21 protein-coding genes, 1 tRNA gene and 2 pseudogenes are annotated in these 26638 nt (G+C 72.6%); 16 read left to right on the forward strand and 8 right to left on the reverse strand.

Going from position 1 to position 26638, the window contains the following annotated elements:
• Positions 1-109: 109 nt before the first annotated feature.
• Positions 110-1609 (forward strand): MFS transporter, encoded by a 1500-nt coding sequence (locus QQS16_RS18370; RefSeq protein ID WP_286062917.1) that lies wholly within the window; start codon positions 110-112, stop codon positions 1607-1609.
• An 82-nt stretch (positions 1610-1691) separates the two neighbouring features.
• Here QQS16_RS18370 and QQS16_RS18375 read toward each other — a convergent pair whose 3' ends face one another.
• Positions 1692-2930, reverse strand: a complete 1239-nt coding sequence (locus QQS16_RS18375) for an alpha/beta hydrolase family protein (RefSeq protein ID WP_286062918.1) — start codon at positions 2928-2930, stop codon at positions 1692-1694.
• Between the two features lie 158 nt (positions 2931-3088).
• Here QQS16_RS18375 and QQS16_RS18380 point away from each other — a divergent pair, with 158 nt between their 5' ends.
• Positions 3089-3577 (forward strand): GNAT family N-acetyltransferase, encoded by a 489-nt coding sequence (locus QQS16_RS18380; RefSeq protein WP_286062919.1) that lies wholly within the window; start codon positions 3089-3091, stop codon positions 3575-3577.
• 128 nt (positions 3578-3705) lie between these two features.
• Positions 3706-4566: pseudogene (locus QQS16_RS18385) on the forward strand (sodium:solute symporter family transporter); the annotation flags it as partial.
• A 149-nt stretch (positions 4567-4715) separates the two neighbouring features.
• On the opposite strand, the gene QQS16_RS18390 reads toward QQS16_RS18385, so the two are convergent.
• The 3 genes from QQS16_RS18390 to QQS16_RS18400 form a co-directional block, all read right to left on the reverse strand.
• A complete protein-coding gene (locus QQS16_RS18390; RefSeq protein WP_286062920.1) occupies positions 4716-5603 on the reverse strand; it encodes a cellulose-binding protein in 888 nt (295 codons plus the stop codon).
• 217 nt (positions 5604-5820) lie between these two features.
• Positions 5821-8871 carry an SUKH-4 family immunity protein gene (locus QQS16_RS18395; protein ID WP_286062921.1) on the reverse strand — a complete coding sequence of 1017 codons (3051 nt, stop codon included), beginning with the start codon at positions 8869-8871 and terminating at the stop codon, positions 5821-5823.
• 8 nt (positions 8872-8879) lie between these two features.
• Complete coding sequence (locus QQS16_RS18400) at positions 8880-9899, reverse strand: SMI1/KNR4 family protein (RefSeq protein WP_286062922.1); 1020 nt, start codon at positions 9897-9899, stop codon at positions 8880-8882.
• Positions 9900-10260: 361 nt separating this feature from the next.
• Between QQS16_RS18400 and QQS16_RS18405 the strand changes: the two genes are divergently transcribed.
• Positions 10261-10839: a YwqJ-related putative deaminase gene (locus QQS16_RS18405; RefSeq protein ID WP_286062923.1), complete on the forward strand. Its 579-nt coding sequence runs from the start codon at positions 10261-10263 to the stop codon at positions 10837-10839.
• A 169-nt stretch (positions 10840-11008) separates the two neighbouring features.
• Positions 11009-11497 (forward strand): annotated as a pseudogene (locus tag QQS16_RS18410) (SUKH-3 domain-containing protein); the annotation flags it as partial.
• 151 nt (positions 11498-11648) lie between these two features.
• Here the strand turns inward: QQS16_RS18410 and QQS16_RS18415 are convergent.
• Positions 11649-12962: a sensor histidine kinase gene (locus tag QQS16_RS18415; protein ID WP_286062924.1), complete on the reverse strand. Its 1314-nt coding sequence runs from the start codon at positions 12960-12962 to the stop codon at positions 11649-11651.
• A 166-nt stretch (positions 12963-13128) separates the two neighbouring features.
• Between QQS16_RS18415 and QQS16_RS18420 the strand changes: the two genes are divergently transcribed.
• From QQS16_RS18420 to QQS16_RS18450, 7 genes are all read left to right on the forward strand, one after another.
• A complete protein-coding gene (locus tag QQS16_RS18420; RefSeq protein WP_286062925.1) occupies positions 13129-13989 on the forward strand; it encodes a helix-turn-helix domain-containing protein in 861 nt (286 codons plus the stop codon).
• A 27-nt stretch (positions 13990-14016) separates the two neighbouring features.
• A tRNA-Gln gene (locus tag QQS16_RS18425) sits at positions 14017-14088 on the forward strand.
• A gap of 122 nt (positions 14089-14210) precedes the next feature.
• Positions 14211-15659 (forward strand): bifunctional UDP-N-acetylglucosamine diphosphorylase/glucosamine-1-phosphate N-acetyltransferase GlmU, encoded by a 1449-nt coding sequence (gene glmU / locus QQS16_RS18430; RefSeq protein WP_286062926.1) that lies wholly within the window; start codon positions 14211-14213, stop codon positions 15657-15659.
• Between the two features lie 133 nt (positions 15660-15792).
• The gene (locus QQS16_RS18435) at positions 15793-16773 is read left to right on the forward strand and encodes a ribose-phosphate diphosphokinase (RefSeq protein ID WP_286062927.1); all 981 of its coding nucleotides are present in this window, start codon (positions 15793-15795) and stop codon (positions 16771-16773) included.
• A gap of 195 nt (positions 16774-16968) precedes the next feature.
• Positions 16969-17556, forward strand: coding sequence for a 50S ribosomal protein L25/general stress protein Ctc (locus tag QQS16_RS18440; RefSeq protein ID WP_286062928.1), 588 nt, complete (start codon positions 16969-16971; stop codon positions 17554-17556).
• A gap of 76 nt (positions 17557-17632) precedes the next feature.
• On the forward strand, positions 17633-18229 hold the full coding sequence (gene pth / locus QQS16_RS18445; RefSeq protein ID WP_286062929.1) for an aminoacyl-tRNA hydrolase: 597 nt from the start codon (positions 17633-17635) through the stop codon (positions 18227-18229).
• 52 nt (positions 18230-18281) lie between these two features.
• The gene (locus QQS16_RS18450) at positions 18282-18782 is read left to right on the forward strand and encodes a hypothetical protein (RefSeq protein WP_286062930.1); all 501 of its coding nucleotides are present in this window, start codon (positions 18282-18284) and stop codon (positions 18780-18782) included.
• Between the two features lie 163 nt (positions 18783-18945).
• On the opposite strand, the gene ppc is transcribed toward QQS16_RS18450, so the two are convergent.
• Entirely contained in the window at positions 18946-21687 is a 2742-nt protein-coding gene (ppc, locus tag QQS16_RS18455) for a phosphoenolpyruvate carboxylase (RefSeq protein WP_286062931.1), read from the reverse strand.
• Positions 21688-21976: 289 nt separating this feature from the next.
• Between ppc and QQS16_RS18460 the strand changes: the two genes are divergently transcribed.
• Positions 21977-22987, forward strand: coding sequence for an acyl-CoA desaturase (locus QQS16_RS18460; RefSeq protein ID WP_286062932.1), 1011 nt, complete (start codon positions 21977-21979; stop codon positions 22985-22987).
• Positions 22984-23661 (forward strand): TetR/AcrR family transcriptional regulator, encoded by a 678-nt coding sequence (locus tag QQS16_RS18465; protein WP_030967668.1) that lies wholly within the window; start codon positions 22984-22986, stop codon positions 23659-23661. The genes QQS16_RS18460 and QQS16_RS18465 overlap by 4 nt, the downstream gene beginning before the upstream one ends.
• A 52-nt stretch (positions 23662-23713) precedes the next feature.
• Here QQS16_RS18465 and QQS16_RS18470 read toward each other — a convergent pair whose 3' ends face one another.
• On the reverse strand, positions 23714-24526 hold the full coding sequence (locus tag QQS16_RS18470; RefSeq protein ID WP_286062933.1) for a trans-aconitate 2-methyltransferase: 813 nt from the start codon (positions 24524-24526) through the stop codon (positions 23714-23716).
• A 122-nt stretch (positions 24527-24648) separates the two neighbouring features.
• On the opposite strand from QQS16_RS18470, the gene tamR reads away from it, so the two are divergent.
• Positions 24649-25146 carry a MarR family transcriptional regulator TamR gene (tamR, locus tag QQS16_RS18475; protein WP_286062934.1) on the forward strand — a complete coding sequence of 166 codons (498 nt, stop codon included), beginning with the start codon at positions 24649-24651 and terminating at the stop codon, positions 25144-25146.
• 12 nt (positions 25147-25158) lie between these two features.
• Here the strand turns inward: tamR and QQS16_RS18480 are convergent, their stop codons facing one another.
• Complete coding sequence (locus QQS16_RS18480; RefSeq protein ID WP_286062935.1) at positions 25159-25932, reverse strand: LuxR C-terminal-related transcriptional regulator; 774 nt, start codon at positions 25930-25932, stop codon at positions 25159-25161.
• Between the two features lie 250 nt (positions 25933-26182).
• Here QQS16_RS18480 and QQS16_RS18485 point away from each other — a divergent pair, with 250 nt between their 5' ends.
• Entirely contained in the window at positions 26183-26638 is a 456-nt protein-coding gene (locus QQS16_RS18485; protein ID WP_286062936.1) for a GNAT family N-acetyltransferase, read from the forward strand.

Raw genomic sequence — 26638 nt, forward strand, 5'->3', positions numbered from 1 at the left:
GCACCCAGGCTCCACCCTTCCGCGGCGTGAGGGTCAAGTCCGCCCCGCGGAACGGGACGGAGTGGGAAGCTGTCGGCGGCAGATAGGTGCAGGGGGAAAGGAACCAGGGGTGGGCGACACGAGACCCTCGATAGCCGCGGCGGCGGAGCGCACCCCGCCCGACCGGCGCGGTGCCGTGGTCGCCGCCCTGATGCTCGCGATGGCGCTGGCCGCCCTCGACTCCACCATCGTCGCCACGGCCGTCCCGCAGATCGTCGGCGACCTCGGCGGCTTCTCGGTGTTCTCCTGGCTGTTCTCCGGATACCTGCTCGCCGTGACGGTGACCCTGCCGGTGTACGGCAAGCTCTCCGACACCTTCGGCCGCAAGCCCGTGCTGGTCGCGGGCGCGGTCCTCTTCCTGCTCGGCTCCCTGCTGTGCGCGCTGGCCTGGAACATGGGCGCGCTGATCGCGTTCCGGGTCGTGCAGGGCCTGGGCGGCGGCGCCCTCCAGGGCACCGTGCAGACCCTGGCCGCCGACCTGTACCCCCTCAAGGACCGCCCGAAGATCCAGTCCAAGCTGTCCACGGTGTGGGCGGTGTCGGCGGTCGCCGGACCGGGCGTGGGCGGGGTACTGGCCACGTACACGGACTGGCGCTGGATCTTCCTGGTCAACCTGCCGATCGGGGCCGTCGCGCTCTGGTTGATCGTCCGGTACCTGCACGAGCCCGGGCGCGAACGGACGGCCGGCCCGCGCGCGCGGGTCGACTGGGCGGGCGCGCTGGCGGTGTTCGCGTGCGGCGGTGTGCTGCTGACGGCCCTCGTGCAGGGCGGGGTGGCCTGGCCGTGGCTGTCGGTGCCCTCCGCCGCCCTGTTCGGTACGGGACTCGTGCTGGTGGCGGTCGTGGTGCTGGTGGAGCGCAGGGCCGCCGATCCGATCATCCCCGGATGGGTGTGGCGCCGTCGGACGATCGCCGCGGTCAACCTCGCCCTCGGTGCGCTGGGCCTGCTGATGGTGGCGCCGGCCGTGTTCCTGCCGACGTACGCGCAGGCGGTGCTGGGGCTGGCACCGGTGGCCGCCGGGTTCGTGCTGTCCGTGTGGACGCTGAGCTGGCCGGTGTCGGCCGCCCTCAGCCAGCACGTGTACCGGCGTATCGGCTTCCGCAACACCGCGATGCTGGGCATCGGCACGGCGGCGCTGATCCTGTTCGCGTTCCCCTTCCTGCCGTATCCCGGCGAGGCCTGGCAGCCGGCCCTGCTGATGCTGCTGCTCGGGGCCGCGCTCGGCCTGTTCCAGCTGCCGTTGCTGGTCGGCGTCCAGTCGACGGTCGACTGGGCGGAACGCGGCACGGCCACCGCGTCGGTCCTGTTCTGCCGGCAGACCGGCCAGACGGTCGGCGCGGCCGTCTTCGGCGCGATCGCCAACGGGGTGCTGGCCGCGCGGCTCGGCGGGGCGGGCGACCTGGACTCGGTGACCCGCGCCCTGGACGCGGGCACCGCGCCCGAGGCCACCCGCCGGGCCATCGCGGACGCGGTGCACGCCGTCTACCTGGGGGCGTCCTGCGCTGCGGTGGCCGCGTTCCTGGTGCTGCTGTTCCTCGCGCCGCGCAGGTTCCCGGTGCTCAAGGACTGACCACCCGGAGGCCGGGCGTCGGGGCCGTCAGGGCCGTCAGGGCGATGGCCGTCAAGGTGATGGTCCTCAGAGGTGATGGCCCTCAGGGTCGGCGGACCGTGACCTCGGGGTTCGCCGCTGACGGGCCGTCCAGCAGCGGCTGGGCGGTCCCCTTGAGGTGCCGGTCGAAGAAGGCGGCGACGTACGCGCGTGTGAGGGCCAGCTCGCGCGCGAAGGAGAGCGGCGTGGCGTCGGGGATGCCGGCCAGGTCCGCGAGCAGGGGGACGTCGGTGAAGGAGCCGTGGCCGGCTCCGTCGACCGTCAGCCAGCGTTTCCAGCCGTCCAGGTGGGCCCAGGTGTGGTCCCAGGTCTCGTCGAGGGTTCTGGCCCGCGCCCCGAACAGCAGGAACGGGCGGCCGTCGAGGCCGGTGTCGGGGACGGGGGCGAACACGGTGCCGTCCATGTCGGCGCCGGCCCGCACGCGCGGGTCGGCGGCCATCGTCGCGGCGGACGCGGCGCCGCCGATGGAGTGCCCGGCCATGCCGATCCGCTTCGGGTCGATCATGCGGGCGTGGAGCCACGCGGGGTGCCGGGCGGTCAGTCGGTCGAGCAGGAAGGAGACGTCCACGGCCCGGCTCCGGGCGACGGCCGCCATGCCGCCCGCCGGGGGCTCGTCGCACAGGGCGCAGGGCAGGGTCCGCCCGTCGGGGAGGGTCGTACCGGCGTTCTCGTACGGGTGGTCGACCGCCGCGACGACGTAGCCCCGGCTCGCCAGGTCCTCGGCGAGACCGGTGAGCGTGGAGCGCGGGAACGTGAACCCGGGTGAGAGCACCACGAGCGGGAACCGTCCGGGCCGCGGGCGGGCGTCGGTGTGCGACCAGGTACGGACGCCGCTGATCACCTCGGGGGCGACGGTGGCGTCCGGAGCCCTCAACCGCAGCAGGAAGCGGGCCTCTTCGGTGGTCATGTACGGGGCTGTCGGACCGTCCGTTCCCCGCCGGGCGGGGTAGTACATCGACACCATCAGCCGGCGCGGACCGGCGGACGGCACCCAGGGGTCCGGGCGGCCGGTGTCGACCAGGTGGACCGTGTCACGGCCGACGGCGTACGGGCCGGTGGGACGCGGCAGTTCGGCGGACGTGGCGACGGAGGTCGCGGCTGCGGCTGCGGCTGCGGTTGCGGTCGCGGTCCCGGTTGTGGCTTCGCCCGCGGTCGCGGTCGCGGTCGCGGGGGCCGCGGTGGACGGGAGAGGCGCCGGCGCGGCGGACGCGCCGGCGATCGAGAGGGTGAGCGCGAGCCCGGCGGTCGTGGCCGTGGCCCATGAACGGCGTGGTCTGGTCATGCCGAGGACGGTAGGCCGCGGGGCGGGGGCCCGACGTCAGCCCGGAGTCGCACGATCAGGGGGTCCCGTGGGACTACAGGACCCTTACCGCCAGGGGTTGACGCGGTCCCGTCCGTCCGCTCCCGATGGCATCCGTGCCCGTGCGTACCCTGGGACCCATGCCCACCCTGGAGCGCCTACGGGCCGATCACGCGGACGCGTTGCTCGCCTTCGAGCGGGCCAACCGCGCCTACTTCGCCCGGTCCGTACCGGATCGCGGAGACGCGTACTTCGCCGGATTCCCCGCCCGCCACCAGGCGCTCCTCGCCGAACAGGACGCCGGTCTGTGCCACTTCCACGTCGTCCTGGACGAGGCGGGCGAGCTGATCGGCCGGGTCAACCTGGTGGACGTCGCGGACGGCCAGGCCGAACTCGGGTACCGGATCGGCGAGTCGGCCGCGGGGCGCGGGGTCGCGACGGCGAGCGTACGGGAGCTGTGCCGGCTGGCCGCGACGACGTACGGCCTCGTCTCGCTGACCGCGGTGACCACCCTCGACAACCCGGCGTCCCGGACCGTGCTTCGCCGCAACGGCTTCACCGCGGCCGGATCACTCACGATCGACGGCCGACCGGGCATCCGCTACCGGCGCGCGTCACTCGCCGACTGACGTGCGCCCTGCGCGGGCCCGGCTCGGGGCCTGTGGCACGGCCCGACGCAGACAGCACCCGGACCAGGCCAGGCCCGGCTCGCCCCGGCCCGGCGGCCCGGGCCTGGCTCGGTTCAGTTCGGTTCAACAGCTCCCAGTTGGCGGTGGTCCTCGGCGGCGCCTGCCTGCCGCACGTCACCATGCGCAGGTACACCGCCTCCAGCGCCCGCCAGGTGCGCAGGTCGATGTCCTGGGCCGTGTCCTCGGTGGTGCTGTTCGTGCTCGTCATCACGGTCGTCGGGTTCGGCGCGACGGCGCTCGTCGGGCGGGCGGTGATCGCCGAGGCGGATCCGCAGGGCAACACGGCGTACCTGCTGGCGTCCCGGGCGGCGTTCGGAGCGGAGGTCTCCACGGCGGAGACCCCGCTCTTCACGACGGTCACCACGGCGCTCTTCCTCACCCTGCTCGCCTCCGTGGCCGGCATGATCCTCGCCTGCGCCAACTCCCTCGCGCACGACGTGTTCGCGGCCCGGGTGCGGGAGAGGTCGGAACGCCGCGAGATGCTGCTGGCGCGGCTGTCGGCGCTGGCGGTCGGCGTTCCGGCGATCCTGCTGGCCACCCTGGTCCAGCACCGCAGCCTTCAGCCCCTGGTGACCCTGTCCTTCTGCCTGGGCGCCTCCGCGCTCGCGCCCGCGCTGGTGTACAGCCTCTTCTGGCGCCGCTACACCCGCACCGGCCTGATGTGCACCCTCATCGGCGGCTCGCTGGTGGTCCTGCTGCTGATGCCGGGCACGAACCTGGTCTCCGGCTCCCCCGTCTCCGCCTTCCCCGAGGCCGACTTCAACTGGTTCCCGTTCACGACGACGGGCCTGGTGTCCGTCCCGGCCGGCTTCGCCCTGGGCTGGCTCGGCACGGTGGCGTCCGGGCGGAGGAAGGCCGAGGAGCAGCGGAAGCAGTACGAGGCGGTGGAGGGCTGGATCCTGGCGGGGGCGGTGCGGAAGGAGGAGTGAGAAGGGGCGTCGGGGGCGTCCCACGACATCCGCGGCACACCGGATGCCCCCGACAAGGCCACTCACCCCCGCACGAACCGCTCCGGACCTGGCCCACGCACCGGTAGGGCCCTCCCCCACCCTCCGTCCCCGTCCCCGTCCGGTGAGCCTCACTCCTGCGCGGCCCGCCCCGTCAGCGTCATCAGACTGTGCCGTACGTGGTCCATCTGCGCCCGCACGTCGTCCCACCGCTCCCCGTGCTCCCGCAGGACCCCCTCGGTCTCCCGGGCGATCCGTTCCTCGCGCACCCGCGCCTGCGCGATCACCTCGGCGGCCCGCGCCCGCGCCTCCTCCTTCAGCCGCCGCGCCGACACCTCCGCCTCGGCCAACGCCCGCTTCGCCTCCGACAGCGCGGCCTCGGCCCGCGTCACCCGCTCCGCCTCGCGCGCGTCCAGCGCGGCGGCCCGCTCCCGCTCCTGGCGCTCGGCCTCGGCCCACCGCTCGGCGTGCTCCCTGGCCTGCTCGGCGAGCATCGCGATGGTGCGCTGCCGTACCTCACGCGACGCGGCCAGCGCCTCGCCGCGGCTCTCCTTCACCGCGCGCCGGGCCGCGATCCGGATGTCGTCGGCTTCGGCGCGCGCCGCGAGCAGCCGCTGCCGGGCACGCTCCTCACCCTCGGCGCGCACGGTGTCGGCGTACGCCTGCGCGCTCTCGCGCACGCCGTCCGCGTCCGCCCGCGCCTCCTCCACCAGACGCCGCGCCTCCTGGCACGCGCCCTCCCGCAGGGCCGCGGCCTCCTGTCGCCCCAGTTCGAACAGGTGCCGCGCCCCCTCGCCGAGGGCCTCGTACGTCTGCGGGACGAGCGCCGCCACCGTCTCCCGCAGCCGCGCCGCCTCGGCCTCCATGTCCCTGGCGAGCACGGTCAGCCGGGCGGCCCGTTCCCAGGCGGCGTCCCGGTCCCGGGAGAGGGCGTCGGCGAACGCGTCGACCTGTTCGGGACGGTAGCCGCGCCCCCGCACGCCCACGAACCCCCGTGGCGACACCGATGCGCTGCTCATCCTGGAACCCCTTTCCGCCGAACGGATGCGACATGATGATTTCGCGCACATCCTGATATATCGGACGGACGTGTTCCTCCCGCGACACTCCGTGCGGGGCCACGGCCGCGACCCGCACACGAAAGAGCCGCACCCGATCACACGGAAGAGCCGGACCCGATCGCACGATCGAGTCCGGCTCTCCGCCCTCGCGGGTCGCGTCAGGAGTGACGACGCGTCACAGCAGTCCGTCCCACATCTGCTCCAGCAGCACCGACCACCAGCTCTCCGGCGAACCGAGCGCCGCCGGGTCGAGGGCGACCAACTGGGCCTGGAAGTCCACGGTCCACCGGCCCGCCTGCTCCTGGTTCAGCCCGTACCTGAGCCGCCACATCCGCCCGAGGAGCGCCAGGCACCGCTGGAACTCCGGCAGCCCCGTGTTCACGAACTGCGGCGGTACGGGCGCACCGCCCGGCCCCGCCTCCACGGGCACCGCCACGATGTTCGCCGTGCCGTACTGCACACAGATCGCCTTGCCGAAGTCGCTGCCCATGACGAGGTACGAGCCCGCGTCCGCGGCCGACGGCACCCCGCGCTCGGCCGCCAGCTCCGCCAGCGTCGGCACCGGACGCCCCGGCTGGGCCTGCGCCCAGAAGAAGGGGCCCATGTCCACCGGCAGACCCGCGACCACCAGCGTGTGCGCCACCACCGGCGGCACACCCTGCCGGGACACCGCGGCCTGCTCGAACCGGAACAGCCCCGGACCGAACGCCCCCGCCAGCTCCTGCGCCACCCCCTCCGGCGGGACCGGCGGCGCGGGCTGCACCTGCGGAAGGGGCGCGCGGATCGGCGCCGGCCGGGCCGGCCCGTCGGCGACCTGGTGCAACTCACCCTGGTGCGCGAGAAGTTGGCGCATGCCCTGCTGCCGGCTCGCGTGATCCGTGCCGTACGGGGCGATGCTCGCGATCCGCGCCTGCGGCCACTGCTCCCGGATCATCCGCGCGCAGTACGCGCCCGGCAGCTCGCACGACTCCAGCTCGGTGTGCAGCTCCAGCACCTGGTCCGGCGGCACGTTCATGGCCCGCAGCTCGTGGAAGATCTGCCACTCCGGGTGCGGCGTCCCCGGCGCCGAACGCCGGATCAGCTGCTGCTCGGAACCGTCCTGCGCGCGGTAGCGCAGCACGGCCTGATAGCCGGGTCCCACGGTCGGCTGCCCCTGCTGCGGATAGCCGTACGACGGCTGCTGCCCCGGGCCGGGCGGCGGGGGCGGCGGCATCGCGCCGGGCGGCGGGACGGCACCCGGCGGAGGCATCGCGCCCGGAGCCATCGCACCGGGCGGGGGCATGGCGCCCGGAGGCATCCGGTGAGAAGGCGCGGCAGGGCCGCCCGGGGCCATGCCGGGAGCGCCCGGAGCCTGCGGCGGCGGAGGCGTGCCGGGGGCGCCCGCCGGGGGCGCGGACAGCACGGTCTCCGCGTGGTGCACGGCCCCCCGCGCGCCTCCGGCGGAGCCCTGCGCACCCGAAGCGCCGGGACCACCAGAGCCACCTGGAGTGCCGGGAGCGCCCGGAGGCGCGGGCGTGCCGGGCATGCCAGGGGCCCCAGGGGGCTGAGGCGCCCCGGGACCGGCGGGCATACCGGGGGCGCGCTGGGCCCCCGGAGCGCCGGGCGGCTGCGGCGCGCCCGGGGCGCCGGGCCCGCCCGGACCCTGACCCGGCCGTCCCGGGTCGGCGAACATCGTGGCGGCATGGTGGACACCGCCCGGAGGCGTACCACCGGGCGTCCCCGGAGCACCGGGGGGATGCGGAGCACCGGGCGGGCGGGGCGCGCCCGGCTGGTTCGGCGCACCAGGGGTCCGGGCCGCGCCCGGAGCCGGGGGAACGCCCGGTCCGGCCGCGGGCCCTTCAGGCCCTCCGGGCCCCTCGGGGCCGAGCGCCGACACGAGCTGCGTCGGCACGTACCCGCCCGCCGCCGGAGCGGGCGTGCCCGGCGTGCCCGGAGGCCGTGCTCCAGGTGCCCCCGGGGCGCCCGGCGGAGGCGGCGGATTCACGCCCCCGCCCCGCGCGCGACGCGGCGGAGGCGCCGCCTTGCTGGTCGCGGCGTCGGCGATGTCCCCGGCGTTGGGCGCCAGCGACCGCTCCGGACCACCGGATCCCGGGCCCGGCTGCGGCACCCCACCGCCGGGCCCCTGCGGGTACCCGTACGACGGCGCACCCGGCGCGGGCACCCCAGGAGGCGGCGTCCCGGGCACACCGGCATCACCGGCGCCCTGCGGATACCCGTAGGAGGACCCGCCGGGCGCGGGCGGAGGCGGCGGCGTGGCACCAGCCCCGGAACCGCCCGGCCCACCGGGAACACCCGGACCACCCGGCTCGCGATTCTGACCCTGCGCATGCCCGTACGACTGTCCACCGGGCGCGTGCGGCGGAACAGGCCCACCGCCGCCCCCGCCCTGCCCGGCCCCCGGCGCGCCCGGCGCGTTCGGTTGATCCACCGCCGGGGCGACCGCCGTCCGCGGGAGCTGGCTGCCGCCCGAGATCAGGGCCGTCTTGGCGTCCGGCGGTGCCGTGGGCGGCTGGGCCTCGTCGTCGGAACCGCTCAGCGGCGGCGCGAAGACGGTCGCCGGCAACGGCACCGACCGGTCCTCACCGGCATCCGCGTTGGTGTCGGTCCCGGCCCAGGGCGTGGCCCCGGGCGGCACCCCGGGCACGCCCGGAGCCCCCGGCGTCCCCGGCGCGGAAGCCGCCGCGCTCCCTGGCACCCCGGCCTGCGTCTGCGGAAGCGCCTGCGCCCCACCGGCCGAGGCCGCGTGCGTCCCCGGCACCGAGGGCGAGGCCGAGGAAGCCGCCCCCGAAGCCGGGCTCGGCCCCGAAGCCTGACTCGCCCCCGCCCCGGCACCGGTCCCCCGCCGATCCGGGATCCCCAGCTTGTCCGCCGCCTCCTGCAACCACTCCGGCGGACTCAACAGGAACGACGTCTGGTTCAGGTCCACCCGGGCCGCCGGCGCCGGCACCGCGTCGGCCACCGCGTCCGTGCGGCCGTACTCCTCCTCGTACCGGCGGATCACCTCACCCACCGGCAGCGAGGGCCACAGCGTGGCCTCCCCGCTGTCCCGGGCGATCACCAGCCGCTGCGCGCCGCCGTCGGACCGCGGCCCGTCCACGCGGTCCTCGGCCCACACCACGAACCCGAGCTCGAACTCCCGTACCCGCACCTCCCGGTGCTGGTACGCCGGCACATCCCCGTTGATCCACTCTTCGGCGCGCTCCTGCGCCTGCGCGAACGTCACCATCGCCGAGCTCACTCCCCCACGGAAGAGACAGGGACGGACCGCGCGAACCCGCCGTCCACCATCAGATTCGCCACCGTCTCCAACTCCGGCGGATTGCCCGCCAGCCGCGACAGGAAGGCGTCGAAGTCGTCACCGCACGGCAGCAGCAACCGCTCCACCCGCTCGGGCGGCGACCACGCCGGATCCACGTCCCGGGCGTCGTCGTACGCGCAGAACCACACCGAACCGATCCGCTCGCCCTTCACCTTCACGGCCAGCAGCCCGCCCTGCACGAACCCGATCCCCAGATAGTCCTTGGTCAGATGGTCGCGCAGGCACTTGTTGACGTAGACGAGGTCATTGACCGCCGCCTCGTCCCGCACCGTGAAGAACGGCTGGTCGACCAGCAGGCCCAACTCCGCGTCCAGCGCCGCGCCCACCGGCGCGCACCCGCCCGCAGCCTTCAGGAACGACCGGTACGCGCCCGGCAGCCGGTACCCGAGGTCCTCCTCGACCCCCTGCACCTGCGTCTCCGTCACCGCCATGCCCGACTTCGGCAGCCCCACGTGCACGGGACGCGTCTCCTGCAACGGCCGCGTGCCCCGCTTGTCGTGGTCCACCGGCGTCGTCGCGATCCCGCCGTGGTGCCGCAGCAGCGCCTTCACCTCCACCGGAACCAGCTCCAGCCGCCGGCCACCGGCCACGTGGTGCCAGGTCCAGCCGTGCGGGGTCGCCACCGCCGGCACCGTGTCCCACAACTCGTGGCCGCCCGCCGACATCGCCGCGTTCGCCGACACGTAGTCCGTCAGCCGCAGTTCGTCGACACCGAAACCCTCCGGCGGTTCGGCGATCTCCACCGCCGCACGCGCGTACGCGGAGAAGTCGGGGTAACCGTGCTCGTCCATCCGTACCCCTCTGGGGTGACGGGCCGCCCGCACCGGATCCGGGAAATGCACGATCTGCCCGGCATAGGCCGCGTTCGGCGGCGCGGCGTGTCCCCCAGCCTGGCGGCCGGGAGGTGCCCCCAGCCCGAGCCGACCTGTCGTCATGGCGGTTGCCCCCTGCGGCACTCTGTACGACCCGTAGTGACCGGCTTCGTGCCACTACGCTCCGTATCGACTGTCTCGTCCGTCACGACGTCCGTCTCGACCCGCGTCTCGACGCCCGTTGCGACTTCACTCCCCGACTCTCCACGCGCTGACCGCGTGGATCGCGGTGCCGACAGCCTATGCGGTACGACGGGACCGGTCACCGGGCACCGGTCAGCCCCCCTCCGCTTCCGTGACCGGCCGTCACCCCGCTGTGACGAACCAACCCCGCACGGGCGTGTCGCACCGCCCCAGCTTCCGCACCAGCCACGCCATTTGGCAGTCTGTGTGCGCCGGGGGATGCACGGAGGGGAATACGATCATGAACGCGACACAGACGGGACCACACCCAGGATCGCGACCAGGCATGCCCGGCGATCCCCGCACCGGCACGCACACCGGTCGCCACCCGGGCCCGCAGTCCGGCGATCCGCGCGTCGGCTGGAGCAGCACCGACACCCCGCACGCCCCCGTCCTGCGCCACCGCCGCGACGGCATACTCCCCACCGTCGCCGCCGCCCTCTCCGTCCGCGGCGCCACCCTCACCGGCACCGCCGCCCGCGGCGACCAGCCCCCCGTCCTGCACCCGCTCGTCCAGGACTTCCTCGACACGCTCCCCAGCGCCCAGCGCGACCGCTTCACCGGCCGCTGCGCCGAGGCCATGCTGATATCGCGCCACATCGCCACCGCGGACGCCGCCCGCAGCAAGCGCGCCGCCCGCAAGCCGATGACCAACGGCGAGGCCCGCAGGGCCCTCAAGCAGGCCAAGCTCACCGCCCGGCACATCCGCGAGGACGGCGACCCCCTGCACGGCAGCTTCGCCGCCCCCTGTCGCGCCTGCACGGCCCTCAGCGCCCACTTCGGCGTCCGCGTCGTCGACTCCACGACCACGGACGACTGAGCACCACACCAGCCCCCCACGTACACCGACGCGTACGACAACACGTCCACCGACACGACGCCGAGCGGCACCCCACCGCGACCTCGGCGCGCCCCACCCGGCCACTCGGTCGCCCGTCCACCCGTCCACCCCGTCCACGAACTCGCCGACCTCGACGAACCAAGGGCAGATGCACCCCGACCGCACCTCCACCACCCGCTTCGCCGTACCCGTCGACGCCGCCCTGCGCGCCGCCGGCTGGCAGCCCGGACGCTGGGACATAAAGCAGGCCGAGATCTGGGCCGACGCCCTGCGTGAGCACACCTCGAACGCCGGACACCGGCACGTCGTCTTCCCCGCCGCCGTCGAGGCCTGGGCCGAATTCGGCGGCCTGCACATCGCCCCCACCGGACCCGGCCGCCAGGTCGCCCCCGTCCACCTCCACCTGGACCCCCTGCACGGCCTGCACATGGCCCGCACCCTCGGCGACCTCGGCCGCGCCCTGGACACCGAGGTCTGCCCCCTCGGCGCCGAGACCGACACCCGGGCACTGCTCGCCATCGACACCGAAGGCCGCGTCTACGCCCTGGACCACACCGGCGACTGGTACCTCGGCCCCGACCTCGACCGCGCCCTCACCGCCCTCGTCACGGGCACCGAGCCCACGCGCCTCACCGCCCCGCCGGATAGACAGACAGAGACGGACAGAGCCGGACGACCGCAGGACCGACCGGACACCCCCCGGCCACACGGAACAAGGCGCTGACCGGACGCTGCCGGACCACACGGACAAAGACGCGGACCGGACACCACGGCCCCCACGACCGCCCCTACGACGCCGGAATCACCGCCGACACCCGGAAACCCCCCGCCTCCGTCGGCCCGGACACGAACACCCCGCCCAGCGCGACGACCCGCTCCTTCATCCCCACCAGCCCGTTGCCCCCCGACGGCAACCGCGCCGAGGACGCGGCCGACACCTCCCCCGGCGGCTCGTTCTCCACCTGCATCGCGATCTCCGACACCCGATGGGCCAGACGCACATGCGTCTTGGCGCCCGCCGCGTGCTTGTGGACGTTGGTCAACGCCTCCTGCACCACCCGGAACGCCGTCTGCTCGATCTCCGCCGCGTACGACCGCGACTCACCCTCCACCGACAGGTCCACCACCATCCCCGCGGCCGCCGACTGCCCCACCAGCACATCCAGATCCGACAGACACGGCCCGTCCGCAGCACCCTCGTCGTCGACGGCCCGCGAGGCCGCCACCGCCGCCGCCACCCCCACCGCCGCGAGCGGCACGTTCGCCCGCCGCGCCGGCCCGCCCTCAGCGCTGCGCAGGACACCCAGCATCTCCCGCAACTCGGTCAGCGCCTGCCGCCCCATGTCCCCCACCAGCGCGGCGTTCTTCACCGCCTTCTCGGGATCCTTGCGCGCGACCGCCTGAAGGGCCGCGGCGTGCACCACCATCAGACTCACCCGGTGCGCCACCACGTCGTGCATCTCCCGCGCGATCCGGGTCCGCTCCTCGTTGCGCGCCCACTCGGCCCGCTCCTCGGCCCGCTCCGCGAGCAGCTGGAGCTCCCGCTCCAGGCTGTCCGCCCGCTCCCGCAGGCTCTCCATCAGCCGCCGCCGGGCCCCCACGTACAGCCCCAGCAGCAGCGGCGGCGCGGTCAGTCCGAGCGAGGTGGTGATCGAGGCGAAGGGCACGAACCAGTCCCCGATCGTCAACGCCCCGCGCGCCATGTCCTGCCGCACCCGCACGAACGTCACGATCAGCGTCCCCACCAGGGACATGCCCGCCAGCGATCCGATGATCCGGCGCGGCAGCTCCGACGCGGCCAGCGTGTACAGGCCGACGATGCCCATCAGGAAACCCATCTGGGCGGGCGTGATCGCGATCGACACCAGGACGACCGCGATCGGCCACCGCCGCCGGATCACCAGCACGGACCCGGCGAACAGCCCGAACACCACCCCCGCCGCCAACGGGATCCCCGCGTCCCGCGCGAAGGGCACCCCCTCCGCGGCACACTCCGCCGCGGACACCACCGCCAGCCCCACGTCCAGCACCGCACTGCGTCGTCTCGTCCACCACCACGGCCCTCCCCAGGCCGTCGTGCGGTCTTCCCCCGTCGTGGTCATGCCTCCAGCCTACGGTCGGCGGGCGCCCCTTTTCCGGTGAGTTTCGACGACTGGCCTACACCACAGCCCGTCACCGGACGGCGACGAAACAGCCCGATATCCCTCGAACTGCTGAATCGCTCACCGTTCGACCCCGGAAGCGATGATTCCGCCGGACGGTATTCTCATGGCACATGCGTCGGGCAAGTACGCGGACTTCGAGGGACTACGGGAACGGGCGGTGGCGCTGCGGCGGGCCGGCCTCAGCCGACGCCAGATCCGCGACCGCCTCCAGATCGACAACAACGACCTCCTCAACCGCCTCCTGGAGGGCCGGCCCCCTCCGGAATGGACGAAACGCCCCAACGCGAAGGACGACCTCAGGGCCAGGGCACGGGAACTCCGCCTCCAGGGCTGGACGTACGACCGGATCCAGGCGGAGCTGGGATGCTCCAAGAGCTCGATCTCCCTGTGGGTACGGGACCTGCCGAAGCCGGAGCGGCAGAAGCGGACGCGGGAGGAGGCGTCGGCGATCGGCAAGCGCGGCTGGGAAGCCACGCTGCGGCGTCGCGAGGACGAACGCCGACACACGAAGGCATCCGCCAGGCAGGCGATCGGCGATCTGTCCGAGCGGGAGGTGTTCCTGGCGGGCGTGGTCCTCTACTGGGCCGAGGGCGCCAAGGACAAGCCGTACAGCCGCCGCGAGAGGCTGCACTTCATCAACAGCGACCCGAACGTCATCAGGCTGTTCCTGCGCTGGCTCGACGTGCTCGGCGTGGAGCGCGAGCGGCTGCGCTTTCGCGTGAACATCCACGAATCGGCCGATGTGGCGGACGCTGAGGCGTTCTGGGCCGCGCTGGTGGGCGTGGAGCCCTCCGCACTCCAGAGGGCCACCCTCAAGAAACACAACCCGAGGACGAGCCGGAAGAACACCGCGGAGGCCTATCGAGGCTGCCTGGCCATCTACGTCACGAAGAGCGCGGACTTGTACCGTCGCATGGAGGGCGCCTGGTACGGCATAGTGTTGGGTGCCAACCCGGCGACCTGACTGAATGTCCGGTTCGGCCGGGTTTGATCCCCCGTGGTGTAATTGGCAGCACTGTGGCTTTTGGTGCCATCTGTCCGGGTTCGAGTCCTGGCGGGGGAGCACGTGCTCAGTTCGGGTCCTGGTCGGTGACGCCACCGTCAGGGCCCACACTCATATCCCCCACGAAACGCCCCGGTATCCTGCGGATGTCACCTCCCCCTCCACAGCCGAAGGGCAACCCCGTGAGCGCCATTCGCCCGGCAGCCGTCGTCGTTCTCGCAGCGGGTGAGGGCACCCGTATGAAGTCGGCCACACCCAAGGTCCTGCACGAGATCTGCGGCCGTTCCCTCGTGGGCCACGTGCTGGCCGCCGCCCGCGAACTGCGGCCCGAGAACCTCGTGGTGGTCGTGGGCCACGCCCGCGAGCAGGTCACCGCGCACCTGGCCGGGACCGACACCGACGTACGCACCGCGGTGCAGGAGCGGCAGAACGGCACGGGGCACGCCGTGCGGATGGCGCTGGAGGAGCTCGGCGGGCCGGTCGACGGGACCGTCGTGGTCGTGTGCGGGGACACTCCGCTGCTCACCGGCGGGACGCTGCGGCAGCTCGCCGCCACCCACTCCGCCGACGGCAACGCCGTGACCGTGCTGACCGCCGAGGTGCCGGACGCCACCGGGTACGGCCGGATCGTGCGGGACGGCACCTCCGGGGCCGTGACGGCGATCGTGGAGCACAAGGACGCCTCCGAGGCGCAGCGGTCCGTGCGGGAGATCAACTCCGGGGTGTTCGCGTTCGACGGGCAGTTGCTGGCGGACGCGCTCGGCAAGGTCCGTACGGACAACTCGCAGGGTGAGGAGTATCTGACCGACGTGCTCGGGATCCTGCGGGAGGCCGGGCACCGGGTGGGGGCCTGTGTCGCCGGCGACCATCGTGAGATCGCCGGGATCAACAACCGGGTGCAGTTGTCCGCGGCGCGCCGGATCCTCAACGACCGGCTGCTGGAGCAGGCCATGCTCGCCGGTGTGACCGTGATCGATCCCGCGACCACCTGGATCGACGTCACGGTCACGTTCGAGCAGGACGCGGTGGTGCATCCGGGGACGCAGCTGCACGGTTCGACGCATCTGGGGCGGGGTGCGGAGGTGGGTCCCAACAGCCGGCTGACGCACACCCGGGTGGGCGCGGGTGCCCGGGTGGACACCACGGTCGCCGACGGTGCCGAGGTGGGGCCGGAGGCGATGGTGGGGCCGTACGCGTATCTGCGGCCCGGGACCCGGCTGGGGCTCGGGTCGAAGGTGGGGACGTACGTGGAGACGAAGAACGCCACCATCGGGGAGGGGACGAAGGTCCCGCACCTGTCGTACGTGGGTGACGCGACGATCGGTGAGTTCACCAACATCGGTGCGGCGAGTGTGTTCGTGAACTACGACGGGCAGGACAAGCACCACACGACGGTCGGCTCGCACTGCCGGACCGGTTCGGACAACATGTTTGTGGCGCCTGTCACGGTCGGGGACGGCGCGTACACCGCCGCGGGGTCCGTGATCACGAAGGATGTGCCGCCCGGTTCGCTGGCCGTGGCCCGCGGTCAGCAGCGGAATATCGAGGGTTGGGTGGCTCGTAAGCGTCCGGGGAGCGCGGCGGCGAAGGCGGCCGAGGCGGCCTCCCGTCGGGGGGACGGCGAGGACTGACCGGAAACGGGCGCGCCTGTCACGGCGTACCGTGATAGGTGCACACCCGCACCCCACCAGCCGTGACGGCCCCTCGCAGCCAGCTGAGACGGTCGTCCGGTACCCGCTGAGAAACCTCTGAGGAGACAGTGCTGTGACCGGGATCAAGACGACCGGCGAGAAGAAGATGATGTTCTTCTCCGGCCGCGCCCACCCCGAGCTTGCCGAGGAGGTCGCCCAGCAGTTGGGTGTCGGGGTCGTCCCGACGAAGGCCTTCGACTTCGCGAACGGTGAGATCTATGTGCGTTATGAGGAGTCGGCGCGTGGCGCGGACTGTTTTCTGATCCAGAGCCACACGGCTCCGATCAACAAGTGGATCATGGAGCAGTTGATCATGATCGACGCGCTGAAGCGCGCGTCGGCCCGCTCCATCACCGTCATCGTGCCGTTCTACGGTTACGCGCGGCAGGACAAGAAGCACCGTGGGCGTGAACCCATCTCGGCGCGTCTGATCGCGGACATGATGAAGACCGCGGGCGCGCACCGGCTGCTGACCGTGGATCTGCACACGGACCAGATCCAGGGCTTCTTCGACGGCCCGGTGGACCATCTCTTCGCCCTTCCCCTTCTGGCGGACTACGTGGGCAAGAAGGTCGACAGGGACAAGCTGACGGTCGTGTCGCCGGACGCGGGCCGGGTGCGGGTCGCCGACCGCTGGTGCGACCGGCTGGGTGCGCCGCTGGCGATCGTGCACAAGCGGCGCGACAAGGACGTGGCGAACCAGGTGACCGTCCACGAGGTCGTGGGTGAGGTCAAGGGGCGGGTGTGTGTGCTCGTCGACGACATGATCGACACGGGTGGCACGATCTGCGCCGCGGCGGACGCCCTGTTCGCGCACGGTGCGGAGGACGTCATCGTGACGGCGACGCACGGTGTGCTGTCGGGTCCGGCGGCGGACCGGCTGAAGAACTCGCGGGTGAGCGAGTTCGTCTTCACCAACACGCTGCCGACGCCGGGTGAGCTGAGCGGTGACCTGGACAAGATCACGGTGTTGTCGATCGCGCCGACGATCGCGAGCGCGGTGCGCGAGGTGTTCGAGGACGGTTCGGTGACGAGCCTGTTCGACGAGCACTGAGGGTTCCCCTCCTGCCTCCTGGTTCGCTGAAGATCCTTTTGGTTACGGCCTCCCTCGCCGAGTAGACTGCCGGAGTTGCTCGGCGAGGGAGGCCGTACCCATGCGGTGCGGCTGTCCGTTATCGACGCGCTCTTCGTAGCAGGCCGTTCGTGGCCGGGTGACCATCCTTTCTCACCACTACGAGGAGTGAAGAACATGTCCGAGGTCAAGCTCGCCGCCGAGCCCCGCACCGAGTTCGGCAAGGGCGCCGCGCGCCGCATCCGTCGCGAGAACAAGGTCCCGGGTGTCGTGTACGGCCACGGTGCCGACCCGGTCCACATCAAGCTTCCGGGTCACGAGCTGCTGCTGGCGCTGCGCACCCCGAACGTCCTGCTGTCCCTGGACATCGAGGGCAAGACCCAGCTGGCCATCCCGAAGGCCGTGCAGCGTGACGCGATCAAGGGCTTCCTGGAGCACGTCGACCTGCTGCTGGTCCGCAGTGGCGAGAAGGTCAACGTCGAGATCTACGTGCAGACCGAGGGTGAGCTGGCGCCGGGCGCCTACCTGGTGGAGCACGTGATGAACACGCTGACCGTCGAGGCCGAGGCCACGCACATCCCCGAGTCGGTCACCGTCTCCATCGAGGGCCTGGCGGCCGGCGACTCCATCCTCGCCAAGGACGTCCCGCTGCCGTCCGGTACCACGCTGGCCGTGGACGAGGACGCGGTCGTCCTGCAGGTGCTGTCGGCGCAGGCGGAGGAGGCCTCCGGCGAGGCCGAGGGCGACGAGGCCGCCGAGGCCTGATCCTCGCTGTCATCGGTTCGTCAGCCGCTGTTCCCTTCGGGGGGCAGCGGCTGGCGCATATCAAGGAGACACAGACGTGACGACCGACGCGGGCGCCCCCTGGCTGATCGTGGGTCTCGGCAATCCGGGGCCGGAGTACGCCAAGAACCGGCACAACGTGGGGTTCATGGTGGCCGATCTGCTGGCCGAGCGGATCGGGGGCCGGTTCAAGCGGGCCGGGAAGGCGCAGGCGCAGGTCGTCGAGGGGCGGATCGGGCCGCCGGGGCCGGGGAACCGGCGGGTGGTGCTGGCGAAGCCGATGTCGTACATGAACCTGTCGGGCGGGCCGGTGAACGCGCTCAGGGAGTTCTACAAGGTGCCGTTGGCGAACGTGGTGGCCGTCCATGACGAGCTGGACATCGACTACGGGACGCTGCGGCTCAAGCTGGGCGGCGGGGACAACGGGCACAACGGGCTGAAGTCGATGACGAAGGCGATGGGGGCGGACTACCACCGGGTGCGGTTCGGGATCGGGCGGCCGCCGGGGCGTATGCAGGTCGCGGACTTCGTGCTGAAGGACTTCTCGTCGGCGGAGCGCAAGGAGCTGGACTACCTCGTGGACCGGGCGGCGGACGCGGTCGAGGCGCTCGTCATCGAGGGTCTGGAGCGGGCGCAAAGCACGTACAACTCCTGACTTGTCCGTCTGCCGGCGGTGGCGGAGTTGACCGGGCGCGGGGCCATGGCCAATGATCCCGGCCATGCCTGCCACCGCCTCCTCCCGCCGGACCTCGGTCGTCGCGCTGCGGCTGGGGCGGATCGTGGCGATGGGTACGGTCGCGGTGCTGATCCTGATCGCGGGCGTGTGGGCGTCCTGGGGCACGGCTCACCACGTGATGCTCACCAAGGGGCGGGAGCGGGGCACGGTCCAGGTGACGCGGTGCGAGGCGGACACCTGCACGGGTCCGTACACGCCGGTGTCGGTCGGGTCGACGGCGCGCGGGAGCGTGGTCGTCGAGCACACGGTCGCCGTGCGCGAGGGGCGGACGTACGACGTGGTCGTCAAGCCGGGCAGTGACGAGGTGGTGCGGTCGGGTCCGGCCGGGGTCCTGTACGCGTGGGTGCCGTTGGGCGGGGCGCTGCTGCTGGCGTCGGTGGTGGTGGCGGGCGGGCTGCGGCGGACGCGGGCGGCGTGGGTGCTGGCGGGGTCGGGGATCGCCTTGCTCACGGCGGCGTTCGTGACGGCCTGAGGGGTTCTGAGGGGTTCCGGGTCTCCCGTCGGTGGCGGCGGCGGTGCCGGTCGTCGCGGGCGGTCACCCGCTGTTCCGGCGCCGCGGGTGGGTCTGACTCCGCGCGTGAGGGTGCCCCCGGACTCGTCCGCGTCCGGGGGCACCGTCCTGTCAGGGCCGTTCGTCAGCCGGTGTTGCGCAGGCCGGCCGCCACGCCGTTGACGGTGAGCAGCAGGGCCCGGGCGAGCAGCGGGTCGGGCTGCTCGCCCGCGGCCGCGGCGTCCCGCTGGCGCTTGAGCAGGGTGACCTGGAGGTAGGAGATCGGGTCCAGGTAGGCGTCGCGGATGGTGAAGGTCTGCTTGAGGACGGGGGTGGCGTCGAGGAGTTCGTTCTCGCCGGTGACGCGCAGTACTTCGCGGACGGTGAGTTCGTGCTCGGCCCTGATGGTGTCGAAGACGTGCTTGAGCTCGTCGGGGACGAGCGTGTCGACGTAGTGCTGGGCGATCCGCAGGTCCGTCTTGGCGAGGGTCATCTCGACGTTGGAGACGAAGTTGCGGAAGAAGTGCCACTGCTCGTGCATCTCGTCGAGCACGGTGTCCAGGCCGGCCTCGCGCAGGGCCTTGAGGCCGGAGCCGACGCCGAACCAGCCGGGCACGATCTGCCGGGACTGGGTCCAGCCGAACACCCAGGGGATGGCGCGCAGGCCGTCGAGCGAGACGCCGGAGCCGGGGCGGCGGGAGGGCCGCGAGCCGAGGTGCAGGTCGGCGAGCTGGTCCACCGGTGTCGACGCCAGGAAGTACGTCGGCAGGTCCGGGTCCTCCACCAGGCGGCGGTAGGCGGCGTGGGCCGCGTCGCTCACCAGGTCCATCGCCGCGTCCCAGCGGGCGAGGGCCTCGTCGGACTGGCGGGGGGCGGTGTGCAGGGCGGAGGCCTGGAGGGTGGCGGCGACCGTGAGTTCCAGGTTCTCCCGGGCCAGGGACGGCACGAGGTACTTGTCGGAGATGACCTCGCCCTGCTCGGTCACCTTGATCTCGCCCTCCAGGGTGCCCCAGGGCTGGGCGAGGATCGCGTCGTGCGAGGGGCCGCCACCGCGGCCGACGGTGCCGCCGCGACCGTGGAAGAGGCGCAGGCGGACGCCGTAGCGGTGGGCGACGTCGCGCAGGCGGCGCTGGGCGCGGTGGATCTCCCACTGGCTGGTGGTGATGCCGCCGAACTTGGAGGAGTCGGAGTAGCCGAGCATGACCTCCTGGACGTCGCCCCGGAGCGCGACCAGGCGCCGGTAGGACGGGTCGGAGAGCATGTCCTCCAGGATCGTGTCGGCGGCCTTGAGCTCGTCGGTGGTCTCCAGCAGCGGGACGATGCCGATCTTCGCCCAGCCGGCGTGCAGGTCGAGCAGGCCGGCCTCGCGGGCGAGGACGGCGGCGGCGAACACGTCGTCGGCGCCCTGGCACATGGAGATGATGTACGACTCGATGACCTCGGGTCCGAAGACCTCCAGGGCCCGCTTGACGGTCTGGAACACGCCGAGGGTCTTCTCGCCGGCCGCGTCCACCGGTGCGGGGGTGGGGGCGAGCGGGCGGCGGGAGCGCAGTTCCTTGGCGAGCAGCTTGGTCCGGTAGTCGCGGGGCATGTCGGCGTAGCGCCAGGACTCCTCGCCGAGCCGGTCGAAGAGCTGGCCGAGGGCGTGGTGGTGGGCGTCGGCGTGTTCGCGTACGTCCATGGTGGCGAGCTGGAGGCCGAAGGCGGACAGCGTGCGGATCGTGCGGTCCATGCGGCCGTCGGCGAAGAGGCCGCCGCGGTGTTCGCGCAGGGAGGTCTGGATGAGGGTGAGGTCGGCGAGCAGCTGGGCCGTGCCGAGGTAGTCGCGGCCCTTCTCGTGCGGGGTGCCCTTGGCCAGGCGCTGCTTGGTGTTCTCCAGCTTCTGCCGGATGCAGGTGGCCTTGAGGCGGTAGGGCTCCTCGGCGTTGAGGCGCTTGTAGCGGGGGCTGATCTCCGGGAGGCGTTCCAGGTCGGTGCCGAGGGAGTCCAGGAGTTCGTCGGTGGCGCCGGTGTAGCGGATGGAGTTGGAGAGGAAGCCGCGCAGCTCGTCGATCATCTCCAGGGCGTCGTTGATGCCGTGCTCGTGCTGGAGGATCAGGACGTCCCAGGTGACCTGGGGGGTGACGTTGGGGTTGCCGTCGCGGTCGCCGCCGATCCAGGTGCCGAAGGTGAGCGGGCGGGTGTCGTCGGGGATCCTGACGCCGACGCGCTCCAGTTCGGCGGTGAGGTCCTCGAGGACGTCGCCGACCGCGCCGGCGTGCAGCTCGTCGAGGTAGTAGATGGCGTTGCGGGCCTCGTCGGCGGGCTCGGGGCGGACGACGCGCAGTTCGTCGGTCTGCCACACGAGGTCGATGTTCTCGGCCAGACGGGTGTCGTGGCGGCGGCGGTCGGCCTCGATGACCGGGGTCTCCAGGAGCGCGGCGATGCGCCGGAGCTTGTTGAGGACGGAGCGGCGGGCGGCCTCGGTGGGGTGGGCGGTGAACACCGGGCGGACGTTCAGGTTGGCGACGGTCTGGCGCAGGTGCTCGGGGTCGGCGTCCTTGAGGCGGTCGGCCGTGCGGGCGAGCAGGCTGCCTTCGGCGGCGCGCTTGGCGCGCAGTTCGCGGCCGCGGTGGACCTGCTCGGTGACGTTGGCCAGGTGGAAGTAGGTGGAGAAGGCGCGGACCAGCTTGGCGGCGGTCTGCAGTTCGATGCCGCGCAGCAGTTCGGCGGCGGCTTCGCCGTCCTCGCGGGTGAGGCGGCGGACCTTCTCGACCAGGTCGAGCAGCTCGGGACCCTCCTGCCGGACGAGGGTCTCGCCGAGGAGGTCTCCCAGGCGCCGGATGTCGGCGCGCAGCTCGCTGCTGGTCGAGGTGGTGCTCGTGGTCAGGTCGTCGGCACTGCTCACAGGTGCGGCTCCTTGCAGTGTTGAAGCTCGTCCGGGAGGGAACCCGGAGGGTGGTCGGGCGGCTGACGCCGCTTGCGGACCGGGACATCCGGGCAGATAAAGAGCGGACCGCGCTGTCCGACCGACACAAGGATAGGTGTCCGTGCGGCCGCGCAGGCTGTCGGCCTCTTGCCGCGGGACTGAGCGCTGCCATACTTACGATGCCGTAGGTTACGGAACCGTAGGAAGTACGGCCCGGTTCTCGTCGACCCGGTGTCTGTCTCAATCCAAGACCCCACAGGGGACGCGCATGACCTCTAGCTCCGACGTGATCGAAGACTCTTCGAAGCCGACCGACGGAACTCCCCCGCCCTCCGCCACCCTGGGCGGGGAGCAGAAGCGTTCGATCGAGCAGATCACCCTGCTGCTCTTCATCACCGTCCCCTTCCTCGCGCTGCTGGCGGCGGTGCCGCTGGCGTGGGGCTGGGGCGTGAGCTGGCTCGATCTCGGCCTGCTGGTCTTCTTCTACTTCCTGGGCTGCCACGGCATCACGATCGGCTTCCACCGCTACTTCACCCACGGCTCCTTCAAGGCGAAGCGACCGCTGCGGATCGCGCTGGCGATCGCCGGGTCGATGGCGGTCGAGGGGCCGCTGGTGCGCTGGGTGGCCGACCACCGCAAGCACCACAAGTTCTCCGACGCGGACGGCGACCCGCACTCGCCCTGGCGGTTCGGTGAGACGGTTCCGGCGCTGATGAAGGGCCTGTGGTGGGCGCACATCGGCTGGATGTTCGACGAGGAGCAGACGCCGCAGGACAAGTACGCGCCGGATCTGATCAAGGACCGGGCGATCCGGATGATCTCCCGCCAGTTCATCCTGTGGGCGCTCCTGTCGCTGGCGCTGCCCCCGCTGATCGGCGGGCTGGTGACGGGGTCCTGGTGGGGCGCGTTCACCGCGTTCTTCTGGGGCTCGCTGGTCCGGGTGGCGCTGCTGCACCACGTCACCTGGTCGATCAACTCGATCTGCCACGCGGTCGGCAGGCGGCCGTTCAAGTCGCGGGACCGCTCGGGGAACGTGTGGTGGCTGGCGGTGCTGTCCTGCGGTGAGTCCTGGCACAACCTGCACCACGCGGACCCGACGTCGGCGCGGCACGGGGTGGAGCGGGGCCAGGTGGACTCCTCGGCCCGTTTCATCCGCTTCTTCGAGCTGCTCGGCTGGGCGTACGACGTGCGCTGGCCGTCACGCTCGCGTATCGATTCCCGCCGTAACCCGGAGCAGGACGGTTCCCGACGCAAGAAGGAGACCGCCGAGGCGGCATGATTGACGCCGTGGCGACCGACTCCAGCAGCACCCCGAGCAATGAGAAGCCGCGGCGTGCGCGTCGCACCCGGATGACCGGTGCGGAGCGCCGCCAGCAGCTGCTGGAGATCGGTCGCACCCTGTTCGCGGCGAAGGGTTTCGAGGGCACGTCGGTGGAGGAGATCGCGGCGAAGGCCGGGGTGTCCAAGCCGGTGGTGTACGAGCACTTCGGCGGCAAGGAGGGCCTGTACGCGGTGGTGGTGGACCGAGAGATGCGCCGCCTGCTGGACATGGTGACGAGTTCCCTCACCGCCGGTCACCCCCGCGAGCTGTGCGAGCAGGCGGCGTTCGCGCTGCTGGACTACATCGAGGAGTACACGGACGGTTTCCGCATCCTGGTCCGCGACTCCCCCATCCCGCAGTCGACGGGTTCCTTCGCGTCGCTGATCTCGGACATCGCGACCCAGGTGGAGGACATCCTGGGCCGCGAGTTCAAGAGCCGCGGTTTCGACCCGAAACTGGCCCCCCTGTACGCGCAGGCCCTGGTCGGCATGGTCGCCCTGACCGGCCAGTGGTGGCTGGACGTCCGCCGCCCGAAGAAGGCGGAGGTCGCCGCGCACCTGGTGAACCTCGCCTGGCACGGCCTGGACGGGCTGGAGGCCAAGCCGCACCTGATAGGGCGGCGCAAGAGCTGACGCCGGCCGTCGTGCCCGGGCCGATCGCGCGGGCCGGTGGCGGCGGGCACCGTCATCCCTCCTTGCGGGCGACCGCGAAGATCCGGCGGAAGGGGAAGGGCGTGCCGTGCGCACCGGCCGGATACGCCTCGCGCAGGGCGGTCCGGTAGGCGGCCAGGAACTCCTCGCGGGCCGGCGGGTCGTCGGCGAGCGCGGTGAGGACCGGGCGCAGTGCGGTGCCCTTCACCCAGTCCAGCACCGGGTCCTCACCGGTGAGCGGATGGATGTACGTCGTCTCCCACACGTCGGCGGCGCAGCCGAGGCCGGCCAGCCGCTCCAGGTAGTCCTCGGGGGCGAGCACGGCGTCGGTGTGCCGGAGGGTGCCGTCGAGGCGGTCCTTCCAGCGGGCGGAGCGGGCGAGTTCGCGCAGCAGCACCTGGCTCGGGGAGCCGAAGTTCCCCGGCACCTGGAAGGCGAGGGTGCCGCCCGCGGTCAGGCCCGCCACCCAGTCCGCGAACCGCTCCGCGTGCCCGGGGACCCACTGGAGCGTGGCGTTGCTGACGATCAGGTCGTACGGCCGCGCGGGCGTCCAGGTCCGTACGTCGGCGTGGGCGAAGTCGAGCCGGCCGCCGCCCGGGGTGGGCCCCTCGTGCTCGACGTGGGCCCGGTCGAGCATCTCGGGCGAGTTGTCGTACCCGGTGACGTGGGCCGCGGGCCAGCGGGCGGCGAGCAGGGCGGTCACGTTGCCGGGGCCGCAGCCGAGGTCGGCGATGCGGGGTGGGTCGGCCGGCAGGTCGGGGACGCGGGCGAGCAGGTCGGTGAAGGGGCGGGCGCGGTGGCCGGCGTGCCGCAGGTACTGGGCGGGGTCCCAGGTGGGGGCGGGCATGAAGCCTCCTGGAGTGAGAGCCGTGCGCGAACGGTTGCTCAGCCTTCCCCGACATATAGCTCGACGTCAAGAGTCTTCACCTCAAGAGACTTCACGTCGACACAACCACTACACTGATCGACATGGAGGACGAGGTCGATCGGCTGGTCGCAGCATGGCGCCGGGAGCGCCCGGACCTCGACGTGGAGCCGCTGGAGGTGCTCAGCCGGGTGAGCAGACTGGCCCGGCACCTGGACCGGGCGCGCCGGCTGGCCTTCGCCGAGCACGGGCTGGAGCCCTGGGAGTTCGACGTGCTGACCGCGCTCCGGCGGGCGGGGACCCCGTATCAGCTCTCGCCGGGGCAGTTGCTGACGCAGACCCTGGTCACCTCGGGCACCATGACCAACCGCATCGACCGGCTGGCGAAGAAGGGCCTGGTGGAGCGGCTGCCCGACCCGAGCGACCGGCGGGGGGTGCTGGTCCGTCTCACTCCGGAGGGCCAGGACCGCGCGGACCAGGCCCTGGCCGGACTGCTGGACCAGGAGCGCGCGATCCTCGCGGAGCTGTCCCGCGCCCAGCGCGGTGAACTGGCGGGACTGCTGCGCCAGTTGACCGCGCCGTTCGACAACATTCCCGGCTGAGGCGCCCGCCGCTCAGGCGCTGCTGCTCTCCTCCACCCCGATCCGGCCGACGGGACCCAGGTCGACCGGGCCCACGCCCGCTCGCCGCGCCAGCGCGACGGCGGCCAGGGTGGAGTGCACCCCGAGCTTGCCCAGGACGTTCTGCATGTGCGTCCGCACGGTGTGCGGCGACAGGAACAGCCGCTCGGCGACGGCCTTGCGGCCCAGCCCGGCGACCATGCACCGCAGCACCTCCCGCTCCCTGGGCGTGAGGGACTCCACGAGCCGCTCGCTCTCGGTGCGGTGCTTGCGGGCCGCCGTCAGCTCGCGCAGGACGCCGGTGAGCAGCGCGGGCGGCAGATGGGTCTCGTCGCGCAGGACTCCCCGGATGACGGTGAGCAGCCGGGACAGCGAGCAGTCCTTGGCGACCCACCCGCAGGCACCGGCCTGCAGGGCGAGCGCGGCCCGCCGCGGATCGTCCTTCTCGGCGAGCACCACGATCCGTACGCCGGGCTGCGCGGAACGCACCCCGACCACCAGTGAGATGCCGTCGACGAGACCGTCCTCGTTGCCCGCCTGGACGGGTACGGCGGGCCGTACCCCGGGCACGTTGCCGCCCAGGTCGGCGTCGACGAGCAGGACGTCGAAGCGACGCCCCTCAGCCGCCGCGCGTTCCAGACTGCGCAGCGCGGCCGGACCGCTGCCCGCCGCGGAGACGTCCACGTCGGGCTCGGCGGCCAGGGCGGCGGCGAGCGACTCGGCGAAGATGCGATGGTCGTCGACGACCAGCACTCGGATGCGAACCACGAAACCCCCTTCCCCAGGCTCCTGAAGAGCAGGGGATACGCCGGAGAACGACGACGGAGCGGGCACGACGCCTGGGGATGCCGGAACCGCACGGCCGCCGCCGTGCAGAGACCGTTACCCCCACATCGGGCGTCGTACCCGACTGTCTCGCCCCCTGAACAGCACCGGCCCCCACCGGTGCTGTTCATCAGAGTACGGGCGGGGGGCGGGAGCGGAAGGCAATTTGCAGAACTGGCTGTCCGACGCGTTTATGGTGAGCCGCATGTTTCGTATCGAGACAGAAGTCGACAAGGAGCGGCGTGATCTGCTCCGGACTCGGCTGCGGGAGACGAACACGGCCGCCTCCCCCGTCCTGCGCGCCCTGCGCGGCACCCCCGCCGCGCGTGAGGTCCCCCTGCACGTGTGGGCGCTGGACGGGACGGGCGCCCTGGCCGGCGGGCTGGTCGGCCACACCTGGGCGACCTGGCTGCACGTGGCTCACCTGTGGGTCGACGAGCGGCACCGCGGCTCGGGGCTCGGCTCCCGGCTGCTGGCCCGGGCCGAACGGGTGGCCCGCGACCAGCGGGACTGTTCGGCCGTACGCCTGGAGACCTGGGACTTCCAGGCGCCGCGGTTCTACCAGAGGCGGGGCTACGAGGTGGTGTGCGTGATCCCCGGCTATCCGCCGGGAATCACGGAATACACGCTCGTCAAGCGGTGGCGGTGA

The sequence above is a fragment of the Streptomyces sp. ALI-76-A genome, assembly GCF_030287445.1.
Lineage (GTDB): Bacteria > Actinomycetota > Actinomycetes > Streptomycetales > Streptomycetaceae > Streptomyces.

Excerpts from the sequence above, each read along its gene's own strand:
- QQS16_RS18375 (WP_286062918.1), bottom strand. The coding sequence starts at position 2,930 with ATGACCAGACCACGCCGTTCATGGGCCACGGCCACGACCGCCGGGCTC.
- QQS16_RS18395 (WP_286062921.1), bottom strand. The coding sequence starts at position 8,871 with ATGGTGACGTTCGCGCAGGCGCAGGAGCGCGCCGAAGAGTGGATCAAC.
- QQS16_RS18465 (WP_030967668.1), top strand. The coding sequence starts at position 22,984 with ATGATTGACGCCGTGGCGACCGACTCCAGCAGCACCCCGAGCAATGAG.
- QQS16_RS18380 (WP_286062919.1), top strand. The coding sequence starts at position 3,089 with ATGCCCACCCTGGAGCGCCTACGGGCCGATCACGCGGACGCGTTGCTC.
- QQS16_RS18400 (WP_286062922.1), bottom strand. The coding sequence starts at position 9,899 with ATGACGACAGGTCGGCTCGGGCTGGGGGCACCTCCCGGCCGCCAGGCT.
- QQS16_RS18485 (WP_286062936.1), top strand. The coding sequence starts at position 26,183 with ATGGTGAGCCGCATGTTTCGTATCGAGACAGAAGTCGACAAGGAGCGG.
- QQS16_RS18470 (WP_286062933.1), bottom strand. The coding sequence starts at position 24,526 with ATGCCCGCCCCCACCTGGGACCCCGCCCAGTACCTGCGGCACGCCGGC.
- QQS16_RS18420 (WP_286062925.1), top strand. The coding sequence starts at position 13,129 with ATGGCACATGCGTCGGGCAAGTACGCGGACTTCGAGGGACTACGGGAA.
- tamR (WP_286062934.1), top strand. The coding sequence starts at position 24,649 with ATGGAGGACGAGGTCGATCGGCTGGTCGCAGCATGGCGCCGGGAGCGC.
- QQS16_RS18390 (WP_286062920.1), bottom strand. The coding sequence starts at position 5,603 with ATGAGCAGCGCATCGGTGTCGCCACGGGGGTTCGTGGGCGTGCGGGGG.
- QQS16_RS18460 (WP_286062932.1), top strand. The coding sequence starts at position 21,977 with ATGACCTCTAGCTCCGACGTGATCGAAGACTCTTCGAAGCCGACCGAC.
- QQS16_RS18405 (WP_286062923.1), top strand. The coding sequence starts at position 10,261 with ATGAACGCGACACAGACGGGACCACACCCAGGATCGCGACCAGGCATG.
- QQS16_RS18440 (WP_286062928.1), top strand. The coding sequence starts at position 16,969 with ATGTCCGAGGTCAAGCTCGCCGCCGAGCCCCGCACCGAGTTCGGCAAG.
- QQS16_RS18415 (WP_286062924.1), bottom strand. The coding sequence starts at position 12,962 with ATGACCACGACGGGGGAAGACCGCACGACGGCCTGGGGAGGGCCGTGG.
- QQS16_RS18450 (WP_286062930.1), top strand. The coding sequence starts at position 18,282 with ATGATCCCGGCCATGCCTGCCACCGCCTCCTCCCGCCGGACCTCGGTC.